Consider the following 17,541-nt stretch of genomic DNA (forward strand, 5'->3'; position numbering starts at 1 on the left):
CAATCCTGATCTTGACTACCGCAAAATCGTCCCACCCGACTGATAGTCGCACCACTCGCGCACCGACGGCCCAGCAACGCAGCATCGTCGACATAAGTGACTGCGCTGATCAGCTATTCGGCGATAAGTTCGCGAATTCGGGACGCTAGCGTCTCCATTGGAAACGGCTTCGTGATGACGTGCATGCCCGCATCCAGATGGCCGTGATTAAGCACGGCATTCTCCGCATATCCGGTAATGAACAGGATCTTTAGATCGGGTCGGCTCGATCGAAGGGCGTCGGCGAGTTGGCGTCCGTTCATGCCTGGCAGGCCTACGTCCGTTACGAGCAAATCGATATGGCTGTCGGCGGTCAGCATCTTCAGCGCCGATGGGCCGTCTGCCGCCTCCAGGGCATGATACCCGAGATCGGCCAGCGTCTCGATGATCAGCATCCGGATCGACTCCTCGTCGTCCACAACCAGCACCGTTTCCCCGCCCTCGGCCCGCGGCGCTTGGGAAAGCGTCGCCGGCGTTTCTTCGGGTTCAGCAGCACGCGCGCTGCGCGGCAAATAGATCGTGACCGTCGTGCCCGCGTCAGGCGCTGAGTGGATACGAACCTGCCCACCAGATTGCCGCGCAAAGCCGTAGATCATCGAGAGGCCAAGGCCGGTTCCACTACCAATTGGCTTTGTTGTGAAGAACGGCTCGAACGCTTTGGCGATTACGGCCGGCGACATGCCTGTGCCAGTATCACTAACTGACAGGCACACATAATCGCCCGGTTCAATATCACGCTCGCGACCAGCCCGTTCGTCGATCCTCCGGTCCGTCGTCTCGATCATGATTCGGCCACCATCGGGCATCGCGTCGCGTGCGTTGATGCATAGGTTGAGCAATGCGTTCTCAAGCTGACTGGGATCGACCAGTGTCGAACCGAGCTCGTGCGCCAGCGAGGTTTCGACGATAACGGACGGGCCCACCGTGCGGCGGATAAGCTCCTCCATGCCGGTTATGAGTACATTGGCATCGGTGGGGCGCGGGTCAAGCGTCTGGCGTCGACTGAAGGCGAGCAGCCGGTGGGTCAGCGCCGCCGCACGTCTTGACGCACCCTGCGCGGCATCGATGTATCGATCGACGTCCGCGCCGCGACCTTGCTTCAGGCGTAGCTGGATCATTTCCAGACTGCCGCTGATGCCGGTCAGCAGGTTATTGAAGTCGTGTGCCAGACCGCCGGTAAGCTGCCCGACCGCCTCCATCTTCTGGCTTTGACGCAGCGCGTCCTCTGTCGCGATGAGTTCGGCCGTGCGCTCAGCGACCTGCTTTTCGAGCGAGGCGGCGAGGTCAGCCAGCTCGCGCTCAGCCCGCCGCCGCTCCGTGGCATCGCGTGTTCGCTCCGCAACCTCTCGCACGAAGGCGATATCGTCCTCCGACCATTGCCGCGGCGAAGAGTTGTTGACAAAGATCAAGGCGACGAAGCCGCCCTGTTCGGTGAGTGGCATGTTGATGAAAGATCGCGCGTTGATCGCTTCCAGCGCTGCCGAGGTTTCGGTGGTCCGTGGATCGAGGCGAGAGTCAGCGACCGTCGCGGTGTCGCCACGCTTAAGGTCCTCGATGTACGAGCCATGGTCGCGGAAGGCGAGCGTGCCCGCAATCGACGACACCCCCGGCGCGTTCCAGTCGCGTTCGATCGTGATCGTTTCGTTGACCGGATCGACGAGGCCGTAACCCGCGCGGCTGACCCCAAGCGTCTGCCCCAGGATCTCGGCGGCCACGAACGAAATGTCCGCGCTTTGATCAAGATCGCGAAACAGGTCATTAAGCCGTGCCAGTGCGTTTCGCTTCAGATCGGCGCGTTTGGTGGTAGTGATGTCCATCGATACGCCCGCAACCCGGACAGGCTGATTTTCAGCATCAAAGAAAGGTTGGCCGCGCGATGAGAGCCAATGCATCGACCCGTCCGGCCAGTAAATCCGATATTCTTCATTATGCTCCCGGCGAAGGTCGCCGGCGTTCTCCATGCTGGAGATCGCTCGCTGGCGGTCATCGGGGTGGATCGCCGCGACCCGGTCCTCGTAGCTGAACGGCAGTTTGGGATCGCGGCCGAACAAGGTCTTGCACTCATCAGACGCGGTAAGCGTCTTGGTGGCAAGCTCGAAGCTCCAGGTCCCGAAGCCGCCTGCCTTCAACGCCAGCGCCAGTTCGCGCTCGCGTTCCTGCTGGGAGCGTAGCCTGCTAGTCAGCTCCGCCATCAAGGCGGCATTGTCGCGCTCGAGGCCGCTCAGGCGGTCGCGCTCGAGCGTCACATCGACCTGACTGGCGAAGAAGTAGACAAGCCTCCCGTCCACATCGAACACCGGCGCCATCAGGAGACGATTCCAGAATGCCTCGCCGTCCTTGCGATAGTTGCGGATGTCCGTCTCGATCGGCTGGACGTTCATGACCGCATCGTGGAGCGCTTGCCTTGTCGCCGGATCCGTGTCCGGTCCCTGCAAAAAGCGGCAGTTGCGGCCGACGATCTCTTCCCGGTCGTAGCCGGTCAGCCGGCAAAAGGAGTCGTTCGCAAAAACGACCGGATTGTCCGGCAGGCGCGGGTTGGTAATGATCATCGGCATCCGCGTAGCATGAACCGCCGCAACGAACGGATCGGTGTGGCGCAGCCCAACGAGCTCGCTGGCAATCCGCTCGTCATCAGCGACGCTCTGCCCAGATCGTTCACTTTCATTATTCGAATACGACAAGAACGCTCCTTCCTAAGGCCGTGCCGAACCGACACCCGCGATTCTCATAGAGAATGCGATGGACGTGCGCATCTGCATTTTTAGGATCAAACCAAGAATATCAACGAGTTGCGATCAAGGTATCGTTTTGAACGAAAACAAAAGTTGCACCTTAACTGTGCGTCGATGGTTTTTGGCGCGGGAGTATCGCACATGTGTCATCTCCTGGTAATCGAAGACGAACCGCTGATAGCCGCCTATGTGGCCGATCTCGCCAGCATGGGTGGTGCAACCTCTGTCGCCGTCGCGATATCGGAAGCCGAAGCGATGGAGGCCGCCAGAGCGACCTTACCGGCCGTGATCCTGTCGGATGTCGATCTTAAATCTGGGGGTACCGGCCCTTCCGCCTGCGCCGCGATATGCGCTGAGCTGGATTCGATACCGGTCATTTTATCACCGGCACCTCGGAGCAGTGCGAGCCATGCGACTACGCCGCCGCAATCCTAGGTAAGCCGATCACCGCAGATCACGTAGTTTCCGAATTTCGGAAAGTAGCTCCAGCCCCAAGCGGCGCGTGAGTCTCGCTTGGTGACGATGTGAAGCGGGGTGCGAACCGCGCGGGCGCCCTCGATGCAACCGCCAGTGAGAAGTTCGGATTAACTCTTCGGATAGCTGGCAGCTTTCGGGAATCTGACAGGATTGGCGCGATGACCTCTTAGGGGCGCGGCGGTCGCGCGGCCTACGCGTCCGCTTCTGGGCCGCTTGCGGACAGGCGGCTTCCGGGGCGATGCCCGGGGAAGCGGACGTTGCCGCAGGATCTATCGCGAACGACCGCTGACGCCCCACGAGCTTACGCTGAATTATGGTCCACCATAGACCTGCCCTGCACTTCCGCTTACGGTCCGCGCCTTAGGTTTGAAAGGAGGAAGTATGCTGCTAGTGCTCTCTCTCCTGGCTCTGCAAACTCCTCAGATCCTGCTAACACGCAGTCAGGCGGAGCGCATGTCGCCTAAAGAGTTAGAAGCTTTGCTCCTGGCCGACTTCCCTCACGCTAAGATCTACGATGTACGGATTGTAACCTACGAGGAGAGCCCTTACCCGCTTCAAACCATTTTGTTCGAGGAAGAGGGACAGGCCGCAGAGGGCTACTTCTGTACAGCGCGCCGGATCGCCGTTACCTTCGACACGCTCCACGGCAAAGTACCTCAGAACAGATCGGAGCTTGTGCCGGACGCTCCCCGTCGACGCTTCGCTGTTTCCGCGGCCCCACTCCTTGCAGTTCTGGATAAACCCGCAACCGACGGAAGCTGCGCATCTGTGCGCAAGTTTGCGCAGATGCAGATGCCGGCGGCGGCAATTAGTCGCGGCCGTTGGTACGTGGAAGCCGTGCACGCCCTTTCCCGCGACGCTGCAAACGGAAAGGTGCGCGTTCCGATTACGTGCGTGAACGAAACAACCTATCCGCACTCGGGATGCGATGGCGAACGCGCCCTTGCCGCCTTGGCTTGGGCAAGCTTGGGCAATGTTGAGTTGCCGACCACGCTGCACGGCCAAACCACGCAGCTGCAGTTCTGGGGACCTGCGCACTGGGTGATCGATGTGACCGGAGCAATGCGAGTTGAGACCGTCGCCATGAGGCGCAGGAACCCACCGCCCTTCTAAGATTGGGGCGAGTTACGGCACGCCGCCAAGGCTCATCCGACGTTCTCGTTCGCCCCGGTTGCGGACGTTCACCCTTCGGGGCGATGCCCAAGTGGCAGGTTGCATCGAAAGCGGTCCGGCGGCTCATGGGCCGCTAGCTGCCTAGCAGCTTTCAGCAACGAGAGCGCCAACGCCGCCGCTGCTGGGCCCGCGACGCGAATGCCGCCAATGTCCCGGGACCGGCCGTCTCCGACCGGAGTGATGAGGTATCCAAGCGGGCGACCGTAGGATTTTGCATTTACATCATGCTCGGCCCCCGATGATGAAAGCCATCGTACCTCAAGCCATGGAAGATCGATCGACGGATTTCGCCTGAGACGGTCGCCCTATGCCGCGATCGGTAGCGTCTCGAGCAGGTGCTCAAGTTCGGTTGCAGCAATCGGGCGGCTCAGAAAATAACCTTGTACCATGTCACAGCCGATCGATCGCAGGAATTCCAAGCATTCCGCATCCTCAACTCCTTCGGCGACCACCTTCAGCCCGAGCTCATGGGCGAGATCGACGGTCGAGCGGACCAGCACGCCGTCGCCGCGATTCTGGTGCGCAAACTGGACGAAGCTGCGATCGATCTTGAGCTCGTTGAGCGGCAGCTGCCTGAGATAGCTCAATGTCGACTGACCAGTGCCGTAATCGTCCATCGAGATCGCGATTCCCATCGCGCGGAACGAGCGCAGTGCGGCGGCGGCGCCCTCCGGGTCGCTCATCGCCGCCGATTCGGTGACTTCGAACGTGAGCCAGGCGGGGTCGACTTGGCTGCGCTCTACCAGAGCGCGGAGCGACGCGATGAATTCGGGTGAGTTGAGTAGCTTCGCCGAGAGGTTCACCGCACCGGTGACTACATGGCCCTTGGCGCGCCAGTGCCGCAGGTCGGCGATGGTCTGGCCGAGGACGTGCAGCGTCAGCCCGGCGATGCGGTCATTGCGCTCGGCGAGCGGGATGAACAGATCGGGCCGCAGGAAGCCGCGCGTCGGGTGCTGCCAGCGGACCAGCGCCTCTACGCTGGCGATGCGATTCTCGGCGAGGTCGAGCTTGGGCTGGTAGACCACCTGGATCTCGCCACGGCCGACTGCCTCGTCGAGCTCGCCAAGCAGCGAGAGCTCGCGATCGAGCGTCTCGTCGTCGTCGGCGTGATAGCTGTGCCATCCGCTGCCCGATGCCAGCGCCTGCGCCGCTGCGAGCCCGGCATGCGCGACGGCGCGCTCGCCATGCCCGGCTGCGGCTTCCCCGGCGAAGCCGATTGCGATGGTCACGTCGACACGGCGGCCGGCGACATCAAACGGGCTGAGCATTGCCGTGCGCAAGGTCGCGATCCGCTGCTCGAGATCGGTGCGCTCGTAGCATCGCCAGGCGAGCACGCGATCCTCGGTGCGATAGACCGTCGATCCCTGCGAGACGAGCGCGACACGGTCGCGCACCCGCTTGACCAGCTCGGCGATCGCCGCGGCGCCGAGGCTGGCGGAGAGCTTCTCGAAGTCGGCGATCTGCGCGGCGAGCACGCCGATGCCGGGATAGCTTTGCAGCGCGGCGAGCAAAGCGTGCCGGTTCGGCAGCCCGGTCGCGGCGTCGTGAAGTCGGCGGCGGCGCGCCGCGGCGAGCGCGCGCATTGTCACTGCAGCGAGGCCGGCCGTCGCGAGGACCACCAATGCCGGGACCAGCGGGAAGATCCAGTGTAGGCCGCTCAGCAGTACCGCGGCGCCGATCAGCAAGATCGGGGCGGCGATCAGCAACGCCGCCAGCCGGACGCGCGAGCGCGCCTGCAGGACGAGCACCGCCAGGCCGAGCGCCAGCAACAGTGGCAACGGCCAGCCCGGCTCGCGCGGAACCCCGTAGCGCAGCGTCTCGGCCGCGAGTGCCTGGATCACCACACCGGGGATCACCCCGTAATTGGGCACTGCGTAGCGGTCGCCCAGGTCGACCGACGTGGCGCCGATCACCACTGCCTTGCCGCGGATCGCGGCCGAGTCAAAGTGGCCGTCGCGAATGTCGATGAAGCTGTGGCGGGGGATGGTCGCCGGATCGATCGCGAAATCGATCAGGAAATCCTCGTCGGCGGCGCCTGCGGTTCCGGCGATCATCGCCGAGAGCGACGGGCGCGTCACGCCCGCGGTGACCGTGCCGACCGGCATGCGACGAACGAAGCCATCGCTGTCGGGGCGGACGGTCACTGCGGCGAGCGTGGCATGGGCGCGGAGCGGCGCGATCGGCAGCGAATCGATCCAGGTGGTCGCGCCGCTGCCGGCCTGCTGGCTGAACGTGGGCAGCACGACCTCGCCGCCGGCGCGGGCCAGCGCGGCGGCAAAGGCGGCGTCCTGGCGTCGGTCGGACGAGGCGGAGAAGTCGACGTCGAAGCTAATGCTGGCGGCACCAGCGGCGCGGAGGCGGTCGACCAGCGGGGCGTATTGCCCGCGCGGCCAGGGCCAGCGATCGATCGCGTCGATGCTGCGCGCGTCGATCTCGACAATGTGGAGGTCGCCCGAGGCGGGATGCTGGCGCAGCGTCCAGCCCAGCTGGCGGATCGCGCGGTCGAGTCCGATGCCCCAGCCGGACATGCCGGTGGCGACACCCAGCACGCAGCCGAGCGCGAGCGCCGCTGACCGCCAGTGTTTCCGCAATCGTCGCAACAGGCTCATCGTCACCCCTAAGGGCGCGACCCTAACCGAGGGAAGCTAATGTCGCGTCAACGCGCGGGCGAAGCGGCTTATTTTTCCTTGCCGTTGCTCTTGCCCTGGCTGTCGTCCTTACCGTTGCCGGAATTGCTATTTCCGTTGCCGCCGGCGTTGCTGTTGCCGCTACCGGAATTGTCGTTGCCGTTCCCGCCGGAATTACCGTTCCCATTGCCGCCGGCATTGCTGTTGCCGCTGCCGGCATTGTCGTTGCCGTTCCCGCCGGAATTACCGTTCCCGTTGCCGCCAGCGTTGCTGTTGCCGCTGCCAGAATTGTCGTTTCCATTCCCGCCGGAATTACCGTTCCCGTTGCCGCCGACGTTGCTGTTGCCGCTGCCGGCATTGTCGTTGCCGTTCCCGCCGGAATTACCGTTCCCATTGCCGCCGGCATTGCTGTTGCCGCTGCCGGCATTGTCGTTGCCGTTCCCGCCGGAATTACCGTTCCCGTTGCCGCCAGCGTTGCTGTTGCCGCTGCCAGAATTGTCGTTTCCATTCCCGCCGGAATTACCGTTCCCGTTGCCGCCGACGTTGCTGTTGCCGCTGCCGGCATTGTCGTTGCCGTTCCCGCCGGAATTACCGTTCCCGTTGCCGCCGGCGTTGCTGTTGCCGCTGCCGGCATTGTCGTTGCCGTTCCCGCCGGAATTACCGTTCCCGTTGCCGCCGGCGTTGCTGTTGCCGCTGCCGGCATTGTCGTTGCCGTTCCCGCCGGAATTACCGTTCCCGTTGCCGCCGGCGTTGCTGTTGCCGCTGCCGGCATTGTCGTTGCCGTTCCCGCCGGAATTACCGTTCCCATTGCCGCCGGCGTTGCTGTTGCCGCTGCCGGCATTGCCGCTGCCGCCGGCATGGTTGTCCCCGCCGCCGGCATTAGCGCCGCCATCCTTGCCACCGCCATTGCCGGGCGCATTGCCCTTCTCGCCGGTGTCGATGCCGCGTGCTTCGGCGACCGGGAGCCGGATCGCGACCGCTTCGACGCTCGCCACCTGGACGCCGGTCGAGCCGCCCACCAACCCGTCGGTCACCTTGCCGAGGTCGGCTCCGCTCGCGGTGATCGGCGCGTCGATCATCTGGACTTCGGCGACGTCGGCGCCGTCGCCCGGATTTGGCACCGCGTCTTCCTGCACCGCAGCGGTCGTGCCGTTGCCCGGTTCGGCCGGCGCAGGCGCCGGGGCCGCATCCGGCACCGCCGCGCCGCGCTGGGGCGAATCGATCGTGCGAGTATCCTGGCCCTGGACGGTGAGGCGATAGCGGTCCGCCGCCGAGACGATCGCAACCACGCCGGGACGGATCAGTTCGCTGGCACCGCCGTCGCTGGTTGAAGTCTCGACCGCGCCTTCGACGACCTGCAGCGATGAGCCCTGCTCAGTCACCGTGATCGAGAAGGTCGTGCCCTTCACCACCGCCGCGAGATAGGGGGTGCGCACGCCGAAATGCGGGTTGGGCTTCTTCTCGATCTGGAACAGCGCATTGCCCCATTCCTGAAGCACATCGAACATGCCGCGCTTCTCGGCCGCGGCCGGGATGCGGACGCGGCTGTTGGCGTTGACCGTCATGAAATCCTTGCCGTGCACCACCACCGCGCGCGCGCCTGCGCCGGTGGAGAGCGTCGCGCCTTCGGCGACGACGGTGCCGCGACGCGCGGGATGGCTGCCGCTGCCGTCTTGGACGGTGACGCTCCCCGCCGCTTCGCTGACCGTCCAGCCGGCACTCTGCGCCATCGCCGTGTGGCTGGCGGTCATCAACAAAGCGCTCGCGGCGAGCTTGGCGAAGCGGATCATGGTCGTTGCCCCAAGAGTACAAGCTCGCCCATAGCCGCGGGACGTTTAAGCCGGGGTTGTCACGACTGGTTAACGCGTTGATCTATTGAGAAATTCGTAAGGGATGCGCGCTATTGTCGGAACCACGGTTTCGACATGCACACTTCCCGCGCCGCCATTGCCGCGCCCCTCCTCCTAGCCACCTTGCCGCTCGCCACCCCGTCGCGCGGGCAGGATGCGCTCGACCGCGTCCAGGCGCCCGCGACCAAGGAGGACCGCGTCGCCGAGGACGCCGCGACGCCGCACCCGACCGCGCGCGTCGAAGTCGAGGCGCCCGCGGCGGTCGTCGAACCGACTCGCAGCGTGCTCGTCGGTGCGATCGTGCTGCGCGGGCTGCACAGCCTCGCGCCGGCCGACTTCGCCGACATCCTCGCCACCCGCATCGGACAGACGCTGTCGTCGCAGGCACTTGCCGAGCTCGCCACGGCGATTGCCGAGCGCGCGCGTTTGCGCGGTCTCGTGTTCGCCTCCGCCTGGATCGGCGCCCAGCAGCTCCAGAACGGCGTCCTGACCGTCGCTGTCGATGAGGGCCGCATCGACGAGATCCGCTTCGACGGCGCCGAGCAGCCTGCGGTGCGCGCGGCGCTCGTGCCGCTCGCCAACGGCGCGCCGGTGCGGATCGGCGAGCTCGAGCATCGTCTGCTCATCGCCGGCGACATTGACGGCGTGCGCATCCGCAGCACCCGCTTCCTGCGCGACAAGGGCAAGGGCGTGCTGTTGATCAAGGTAACCAGCAACCGCGTCGCCGGCCGGGCGGCGCTGACCAATGAAGGAACTGAGCCGATCGGACCCGAGCAATTGACGTTGCAGGCCGATTTCAACGGTTTGTTCGCGGCAGAAGATTCGCTGACGCTGACCTGGTCGGGCACGGTATTCGAGCCCGACGAATTGCAGTTCGGCCGCGTCCGCTACGAGAAGCGCATCAGCCGCAGTGGCACCGAGCTGGCGGTGAGCGCCAGCGGCTCGATCGCCAATCCGGGCGCCTATCTCAATCCGCTCGGGATACGCAGCCGCAGCTGGTATGTCGGCGCGACGATGCTCCAGCCGCTGTGGCGCCGCCGCAGCGAGAGCCTGTGGTTCGAAGGCGAGCTGGGGATGCGCAACCTGCTACAATGGCGGGGCGGGCGAAAGGTCCGCGACGATCGCGTCGTCGCGGCGCGGGGCACGCTTTATGGCTATACCGACTTCGCCGGCGGTCGCCTGCGGGTCAGCACGACGCTGTCGCAGGGGCTCGGCGTGCTCGGCGCGACCGAGGCGGGCGACCCGCTGGCCTCGCGGCGCGATGCCGACGGCACCTTCACCAGCCTGAGCGCCTGGACCGACTGGACCAGCGACCTCGGGAGCGACGTGAGCCTCAGGCTGGGGTTGCTGAGCCAGCTCTCCTCGCAGCCGCTGCTGATCTCGGAGGAAGTCGGGCTCGGCGGCACCGGCTTCCTGCGTGGCTATGACTGGTTCGAGCGCAGCGGCGACCAAGGCGCGATGGGTCTGGCCGAACTGCGCTATCTGTGGGACCGGCCGCTCGGGCTGGCGCGCCGCGCCCAGCTCTATGCCTACGTCGACGCGGGCAAGGTGGCCAACCATGACGGTGGCTTCGGGAGCGGTTCGCTGATGTCCGCCGGCGGCGGCGTCCGCGCCGACCTCACCCGCACCTTCGGCGCTAACCTCGAGCTCGCCGTGCCGCTGACTGGGCCACGCTATGACACCGGCGACGAAGCGCCCAAGGTCAACCTCAAGTTCCAAAAGGCATTCTAGTCAAACGGTATAACGAGGATGTGAAGGCCCGACGCCTCCCAACCTGCTAAAATGCCTCGAGCGCTTCTGACATTCTGAGCTAATGACGGCTTTCGGGCGCCGCGGCGAACCTCTTGAGCGACCGCAATTGGGGCGCATTTCTGCCCGGCAGCTTCCGCCAGCAGCAGCCAGTCGGCTCCTGGGCCGTCAGCCGTCAGACAGCTTTCAGGGGACGGGCAAGCGATAGCGAACATTGCGGATCTGCGGGCTAGACAACGCGAACTGGGCGCTAGAGGAACGGCGCGTTCGAGATATGAGCAGTCGATAGCTGTCGTCTGGACGGCGCTGATTGTGAGCACCACCGCCCCTTTGGCGCCGGCGCGCCCGAGGTCGTTCCTCGGGCGCGCCTTGCCGGTCAGAACCGCAGGCTGATCGCGCCCTTCACGGCATTCGACTGGCTGGACGAGCCAATCCGCCCCTCATAGCCGAGCGATGCAGTCATCGTCCCGGAGAGGCGCAGTACGCCGTTGAGCGCAACCGCCGCGGTGTTGCGCGACAGCGGTGCGCCGAGCACGTCGAAGCTACCTGCAGTGCCGGCCAACGTCATGCTGCTGACCGGATAGAGGTCGCCCCAGACATGTTCCCAGCCCAGCCGGCCGCCGACCGAGAACGCACCGGCCAAGGCCGTCTCGAAGCGTACGCCGATGTTCGACAGCGTGGTGGTGTCGTTCGCCTTTTCCGCGGCCAGCGCAACGCTGCCGCCGGTTTCCGCGAAATCGGGCCGGGCGATGCTCGTCACCGTCATCTTGCCGTAGGGCGCGACCACGCCGCCGCCGAGCGGCATCGGATAGGCGATCTCGCCGAAGCCCTGCACCACGTCGCTGGCATAGCTGGCAGTCAGGCGCTGGCTGGCCCCCGCCACCGGCACGGTCCGCGCGGTATCCGCGTCGACACGGCTGTATCCGCCGCCCGCGCGCAGTTCGACCCCGGAGACGCTGGCGTCCAGATAGCCCAGGACATGCACGCTCTTCAGCTTGGCGGTGCTGGCGACCGCCGAAACGGAGAGGTCGTCCTGCGTATAGCCGCCGGCAATGCCGATGCGCAGGTTCTGCTCCGGCGCGACGACGAAGTCGACGCCGCCCATCAATCCCTGGACTTTGCTGCGGGTGAACGCAGACTCGCCATTGGCATCGATCTGCGACCAGTTGCCAAGGCCCTGCAGCCACACGCCGCTATGTGCCGGCGTCTCCGACAGGTGATCGACCGCCGCGTTCACCGGAAGCGCCGCATCGTTGAGCATCGCGGTGCGGGTGGAGGCATGGATCTCGCCGGAGAGCAGGTTGAACTGCTTGCGGGCGCCGCCAGCGTCCATGAACAGCACCGAATTGAACAGTGGATTGCCGACGCCGAGCGCCGTCACCTTTGCCGCGACGTTGCGCTCGTTGCTGCTCTGCGCGATCGCGGTGAAGCTGATGTCGTTGCGAACGAGATCGAGCGACACGCTGGTCGACGCATAGCTGAGGATCGGCGTGAGGAAGGCAAGGTTGCTGGTCACGCCGCCGAAGCTGCCGTTCACCCCCGCATCGGCGGTGAGCAGCGTGTAGTGGGTCAGCGGTGCATAGTTTCCGCTCGCCGCCAGCACCTCCACGGTTCCGCCCTGGATCGATGCGCTGCCGGTGGCCGCGATCTTGTCTGAGGCGCCGCTGGCGTCGACATTGACCTTGTAGAAGGAACCCGCCTCGAAGGTGACGTTGCCTGCGACGTTGAGCGTGCCGATCGGCGAGGGCGCGACAGCAAGCGCACGTAACCCTGTGGCGCTCCGCAGCGCGACCAGGCTGCCCGGCGCGGCGACGCCGCCGGAACGCACGACCATCCCGCCGACCCGGCCGGTGCCGCTGAGCGTCGCCCCGTTCGCGACCGTGACGGTGCTCGCCAGGCTGCCGCCGACGTCGAGACCGCCCGCGTCGAGCAGCAAATTGCCGGTGAGCGTGCTGGCGCCAAGCAGGCTGAGCGTGCCGCTGCCCGACTTCACCAGCGTGCCGTTGCCGGTGAGGTTGCCGGCATAGCTGGAATTGTCGCTCTGGTTGACCGCCAGCCTGCCGCCGCCGAAGTGAAGGCTTCCGCCCGTACCGGTCAGGCCGGAGACCGACTGGCTGGTGCCGCCGAGATCGAAGGCACCGCCGTCGATCTGCAAGGTAGTGGTGGTCGGCAGCAGCGAAGCGACCGTGACAGTGCCGCCCAGCACGACCGTGTCACCGGTATAGGCATAGTCACCCGCCAGGGTCAGCGCGCCGCTGCCTTGCTTGACCAGCGCGCCGGCGCCCGAGAGCGCACCTTCATAGCGATAGTCACCCACCTGGTTGAAGATCAGGGTACCGTCGTTGCGCGTGTCGGCAAGAAGATCGCCCGAGGCTACCCCGTCGCCCACCTGTAGCGCCGCGCCCTGCCGGATCGTGACCGCGCCATTCAGCGCGCCGGTCAGCAGCACGCCGCCCTGGGTGATGTCGGTGGTCCCGGCGAAATCGATCGACTGGCCCGAGAGCCGCACTGTGCCGGCGCCCGTCTTCACGAACTGGCCGTTGCCGCTGATCGCGCCGTTGAAGGCCGCGGCGCGGCCCTCGGCTTCCCCGATCTGCAGTGTCGTGTCGGCGCCGACGAAGAAGTCGCCCCACAGCGTACTGCCCGTGCCGACAAGGCTGCCGCCTTCGATCCGGGTGCCGCCCTGGGCACCGAACTGGCCGGTCACGGTGAGCGCGCCGACGCCGGACTTCACCAGTTGGCCGCCCACGCCGACGCCCTCGAGGTTGACCATGCTGCCAGCATAGGTGCCGTCGACTTGCTGGTCGAACTCGAGCGTGGCGCCCTGCGCTACCGAGATGTCGCCGAGGATCGAGCTGGTCGACCCGAGCAGCCGGCCGCCGACCACTGCGGTGATGCCGGAGTGATCGATGGTCCCGGTGAGCCGCACCGTGCCGGCGCCCGCCTTGTAGAGATTGCCCGTGCCCGAGAGGTCGGCTGCGAAATCGCCGTCGATGCCCTGCCCGATCACCAGGTTGGCATGGTTGACGATCGAACCCTGGAGGTTGGACGTGTTGCCGATCAGCACACCACCGTCGATGCGGGTGCCGCCGGTGTAGCTTGCGCTGCCGATCAGCGTCACTGCGCCCGCCCCAGTCTTGACCAGCGTGCCGGTGCCCGAGAGGTCGCCCGCATAGGCGCCGTCGAAATCCTGCGCGAAGGCGAGGACACCGTCATTGGCCACATCACCCTGCAGCGACTGGGTATTGCCCTGCAGCGTGCCGGACGTGACCAGCGTGCCCCCGGCATAGGTGTTGGCGCCCGAAAGGGTCAGCGTACCGCTGCCGGCCTTCACCAACATGCCGGTGCCGGAAACGATGCCGGCATAGCCGCCGTCGAACGCCTGATCGAAGACGAGCGTGCCGCCATTGGCGACATCGCCCCGAACCGCATTGCTGTCGCCCTGGATCGCGCCGGCCGCGATGACCGTGCCGCCGGTGTAGCCGTTGGTGCCGCCCAAAGTGAGCGTACCCGAGCCGGTCTTCACCAAGGCGCCGCTGCCCGAGATCGCACCGGCATAGGTCGTGCTGCTATCGTCGCCGCCCAGCGTCAGCGCCTGATCGAGGCGAACCGCGCCGCTGCCCGACAGGCTTCCGATCGTCTCTGCGGTCTTGACCTGCAAGGTGCCGCCGTTGCCAATCACGACCGAACCGCTGTCGGCGATCGCACTACCGCCAGTGACCGCCAGCGTGCCGCCATCGACGGTGGTCACGCCGGCATAGCCGTTCGTGCCGGAAAGCGTCAGCGTGCCCGTGCCGACCTTGGTCAGTCCGCCCACACCACCGATCGTGCCGGCAAAGCCAGTGCTGCTGTTGTCGCCGCCGATCGCGAGGGTCTGGCCGAGAACAACCGTGCCGCTTCCCGACAGGCTGCCGATCGTCTCGGCGGCGATCACCCGGAAGGTGCCAGCCGCGCCGATCACCACCGCGCCGGTGTCGGCGATCGCTTGTCCGCCGTCGACGGCAAGCGTGCCGGCGTTGATCGTGGTGGCACCGGTATAGGTGTTCGCCCCGCCGAGGATCAGCGTGCCCGCGCCGCTCTTGGTCAGCGCGCCCGCGGGCGTGTAGAGGAAGGCGTAGTTGACCTTGTCGCGGTTCCGGTCGCTGACGTAGGTCGAGAAATCCTGCGTGCTGCCATAGCCTGGGGCGCCCGCGTCGTTCTTATAGTCCTGCGCCACCGGTGCCTGGGTGTTGAACCCGGCGAAGCCCGATCCCCACGCCTTGAAGTCGATGTCGGCACCCGCATTGGACACCGTGGAGATCGCATAATCGCTCGCATTGCCGCCGAACAGCAGCGCCGCGGCTTCCCGCCCGGAGTAGACGACCGGGTTGGTTGACCAGGCCGAGCCGCTGCCGACCGCCCAGGAGCCGACATATTGAGTCACGCCGTTGACGCCAGAGATCGCGCCATCGAAGCGCGTGCTGCCGCTGGCGACGCTCACGTCGAGCGTGGAGATGCGCAGGTCGATCGCGCCGGTGCCGCTCAGCGCGCCGATATTCTGGTTCGCGCCGAGCTTCAGCGTGCCGCCGGCCATCGTGACCTTGCCACCGGTCGCCAATGCGCCGGTGACATCGGCGACGAGCGTGCCGTCGACGATCCGCATGCCACCCGTGTTGGTGTTGGCCGAGGTCAGAGTCAGCGTGCCGGCACCGGTCTTGACGATGCTCCCGGTGCCCGAAACGGTGCCGGCGAAGCTGCCGTCGACGTCCTGGTCGAACGCGAGCGTGCCGTTGTTGACGACATTACCCTGGATCGCGTTGCTGTTGCCCTGGAGCGTGCCCGCGGTGATCGTGGTGCCGCCCGTATAGCTGTTCGTGCCCGTGAGCGTGAGGGTTCCCGTGCCTTTCTTGACCAGCCCGCCGGCACCCGAGATCGTCCCCGAATAGCTGGTGCTGGCGTTGTTGCCGCCCGCAGTCAGCGTCTGGTCGAGCACGAGGGTGCCGTCGCCCGCCAGACTGCCGATCGTCTCGGCAGTGGTGATCTTCAGCGTGCCGGCAGTGCCGACCAAGACCGCCGCGGTGTCGGAGATTGCATGGCCACCCTCCAGCGCGAGCGTGCCGCCCTGAACGCTGGTGGTGCCGGTGAAGGCGTTGTTGCCGGCCAGGACCAGCGTGCCGTCGCCCGTCTTGGTCAGCGATCCGGCGCCGCGATAGGAGAAGGCGTAGTTGACCTTGTTGCCGTTCCAGTCCGACACATAGGTCGAGAAATCCTGCGGGCTGCCATAGCCGGGGGTGCCGGCATCATTCTTGTAGTTCTGCGCGACCGGCGCGGAGGTGTTGAAGCCGCCATAGCCCGATCCCCAGGCCTTGAAGTCGATATCGGCAAGCACATTGGAAACCGACGAGATCTCATATTCACTGGCAGTGCCGCCGAAGATCTGCGCGGCTGCCTCCTGGCCGGTCAGCACCGCGGGATTGGTGTTCCAGGCGGGGCCGGCACCCACGCGCCAGGATCCGACATAAGCGAGGCCACCGACGAGCGCCCCATCGAAGCGGCTGGTCCCGCTGGCGACATCGACGGTCAGATTGCGGCTGTTCAGCTCCACTCGGCCATTGCCGTTAAGGGCGCCGATGGTCTGATCGGTACCCAGCTTCAGCGTGCCCCCGCTCGCGACGGTGACGTTTCCGCCGCTGGGCAGCGCGCCGCTTGCGTTTGCGATCACCGTGCCGGCGTTGACGGTCGTGCCGTCCGTGAAGCTGTTCGTTGCGTTCAGGGTGAGCGTCTTCGTCCCGCTCTTGGTCAGTCCTCCGTTGCCCGTGACCGTGCCGTCGAAACTCATGTCGTTGGCCGAATTGCCGCCGAACACCACATTGCCGCCAGTAAGGGTGAACTGGTCCCCCGCCGCCAGGTTGGGCGAACCCGGGTTGCTCGCAGGCGTATAGGTCGTGTTCGACTGGGCGTGTGCGATGCCCGCCTGCGCCACGCTCAGCAGCGCCGATGTCGCAAGGAGGATCGAAGTGCCGCGAAGACGGCGGAAGCTGGCGGTACGGCCGAGAAGCGGAAGACGGATACGGTTCGTCACAGTTGACCCTTTGCGCATTACTTTTGGCGCGCCGCCTTCGCCGGCGCGGTTTGTTGGGAGAGCGACTGCAAAAGGCCTCGCAATCGAGGATTGGTCGCGAGGCATGGCGCTGCCAACGACGCGCCACATCGACGCTTCGATCACCACACCGACACTGAACCAGAAGCGTTCGCCCCCCGTGAGGGATTATAGGTAGATTTCCCGATTCCGGCCCGTTTTCAGCATGTTTCTGTCATCTTCGAAGACGTGCCGTCGCTCCTGACGCGTGCGCTGTTGAACCGTTGAAGCCGCTTCGAGGCTGCGCTTGGCGCCACAGATGCCGGGACGGTCGAACCCGCCCATGGTTGGTTGATAGGCCGGATTGTCGACCCGTTCGGCCATACCTGGGAAATTTGGAAAGCCGCAGGGTGTCTGGCCGCCCGACCGGGAAACCGTTCGCTTACGCCCCAATAGCTGTCATCCAATCACCGCTGAACGAATGACGGCTTTCAGGCTTGCGGCACACCACAGAGGCTGGCTTCAGAATCTGCCTACATTTCGACGCTGCAGCATAACGGCGGTCCAGCTCGATACTGCCAGCGTCAAGACTGGAGCCGTCGTCCGATCGTTCTTCTGAACGACCGGTTTGAGATCTGGCACAATCAGCCCGAATGACCGCAACTGGGGCGCACAGTTGCCATCCCCGCCGCCCCTGACCTCTCCCCCTCCCCCGGCAGCGGATCGTTACCCGCCAGGGCAGAGATCCAGCGCAGCTGGAGCTCGGTCGGCGCACAGCGCCGATAGAGCCGCAGTGCCCGCGCAGCGGGCAGCCCCCCCTTAAACCAGCGCTACCG

At 65.7% G+C, this 17,541-nt stretch carries 7 protein-coding genes; 2 read left to right on the plus strand and 5 right to left on the minus strand.

Going from position 1 to position 17,541, the window contains the following annotated elements:
• Positions 1-113: 113 nt before the first annotated feature.
• A complete protein-coding gene (locus AB2M62_RS11390; RefSeq protein WP_404333826.1) occupies positions 114-2,720 on the minus strand; it encodes a PAS domain-containing protein in 2,607 nt (868 codons plus the stop codon).
• Positions 2,721-3,629: 909 nt separating this feature from the next.
• Between AB2M62_RS11390 and AB2M62_RS11395 the strand changes: the two genes are divergently transcribed.
• Entirely contained in the window at positions 3,630-4,361 is a 732-nt protein-coding gene (locus tag AB2M62_RS11395) for a hypothetical protein (protein WP_404333827.1), read from the plus strand.
• A 365-nt stretch (positions 4,362-4,726) separates the two neighbouring features.
• Here the strand turns inward: AB2M62_RS11395 and AB2M62_RS11400 are convergent, their stop codons facing one another.
• Positions 4,727-7,030, minus strand: coding sequence for a putative bifunctional diguanylate cyclase/phosphodiesterase (locus AB2M62_RS11400; RefSeq protein ID WP_404333829.1), 2,304 nt, complete (start codon positions 7,028-7,030; stop codon positions 4,727-4,729).
• Between the two features lie 68 nt (positions 7,031-7,098).
• Positions 7,099-8,838 (minus strand): FecR domain-containing protein, encoded by a 1,740-nt coding sequence (locus AB2M62_RS11405; protein ID WP_404333830.1) that lies wholly within the window; start codon positions 8,836-8,838, stop codon positions 7,099-7,101.
• Positions 8,839-8,973: 135 nt separating this feature from the next.
• On the opposite strand from AB2M62_RS11405, the gene AB2M62_RS11410 reads away from it, so the two are divergent.
• Complete coding sequence (locus AB2M62_RS11410; RefSeq protein WP_404333832.1) at positions 8,974-10,629, plus strand: ShlB/FhaC/HecB family hemolysin secretion/activation protein; 1,656 nt, start codon at positions 8,974-8,976, stop codon at positions 10,627-10,629.
• A 394-nt stretch (positions 10,630-11,023) separates the two neighbouring features.
• On the opposite strand, the gene AB2M62_RS11415 is transcribed toward AB2M62_RS11410, so the two are convergent.
• Positions 11,024-16,708 carry an autotransporter-associated beta strand repeat-containing protein gene (locus AB2M62_RS11415; protein WP_404333834.1) on the minus strand — a complete coding sequence of 1,895 codons (5,685 nt, stop codon included), beginning with the start codon at positions 16,706-16,708 and terminating at the stop codon, positions 11,024-11,026.
• A 186-nt stretch (positions 16,709-16,894) separates the two neighbouring features.
• Positions 16,895-17,089: a hypothetical protein gene (locus AB2M62_RS11420; protein WP_404333836.1), complete on the minus strand. Its 195-nt coding sequence runs from the start codon at positions 17,087-17,089 to the stop codon at positions 16,895-16,897.
• Positions 17,090-17,541: the final 452 nt, after the last annotated feature.

Origin of the sequence: Sphingomonas sp. MMS12-HWE2-04, assembly GCF_044881185.1 — a bacterium.
Taxonomy (GTDB): domain Bacteria; phylum Pseudomonadota; class Alphaproteobacteria; order Sphingomonadales; family Sphingomonadaceae; genus Sphingomonas.

Coding starts and splice junctions, on each gene's coding strand:
- AB2M62_RS11395 (WP_404333827.1), top strand. CDS start 3,630: ATGCTGCTAGTGCTCTCTCTCCTGGCTCTGCAAACTCCTCAGATCCTG.
- AB2M62_RS11400 (WP_404333829.1), bottom strand. CDS start 7,030: ATGAGCCTGTTGCGACGATTGCGGAAACACTGGCGGTCAGCGGCGCTC.
- AB2M62_RS11405 (WP_404333830.1), bottom strand. CDS start 8,838: ATGATCCGCTTCGCCAAGCTCGCCGCGAGCGCTTTGTTGATGACCGCC.
- AB2M62_RS11410 (WP_404333832.1), top strand. CDS start 8,974: ATGCACACTTCCCGCGCCGCCATTGCCGCGCCCCTCCTCCTAGCCACC.
- AB2M62_RS11420 (WP_404333836.1), bottom strand. CDS start 17,089: ATGGCCGAACGGGTCGACAATCCGGCCTATCAACCAACCATGGGCGGG.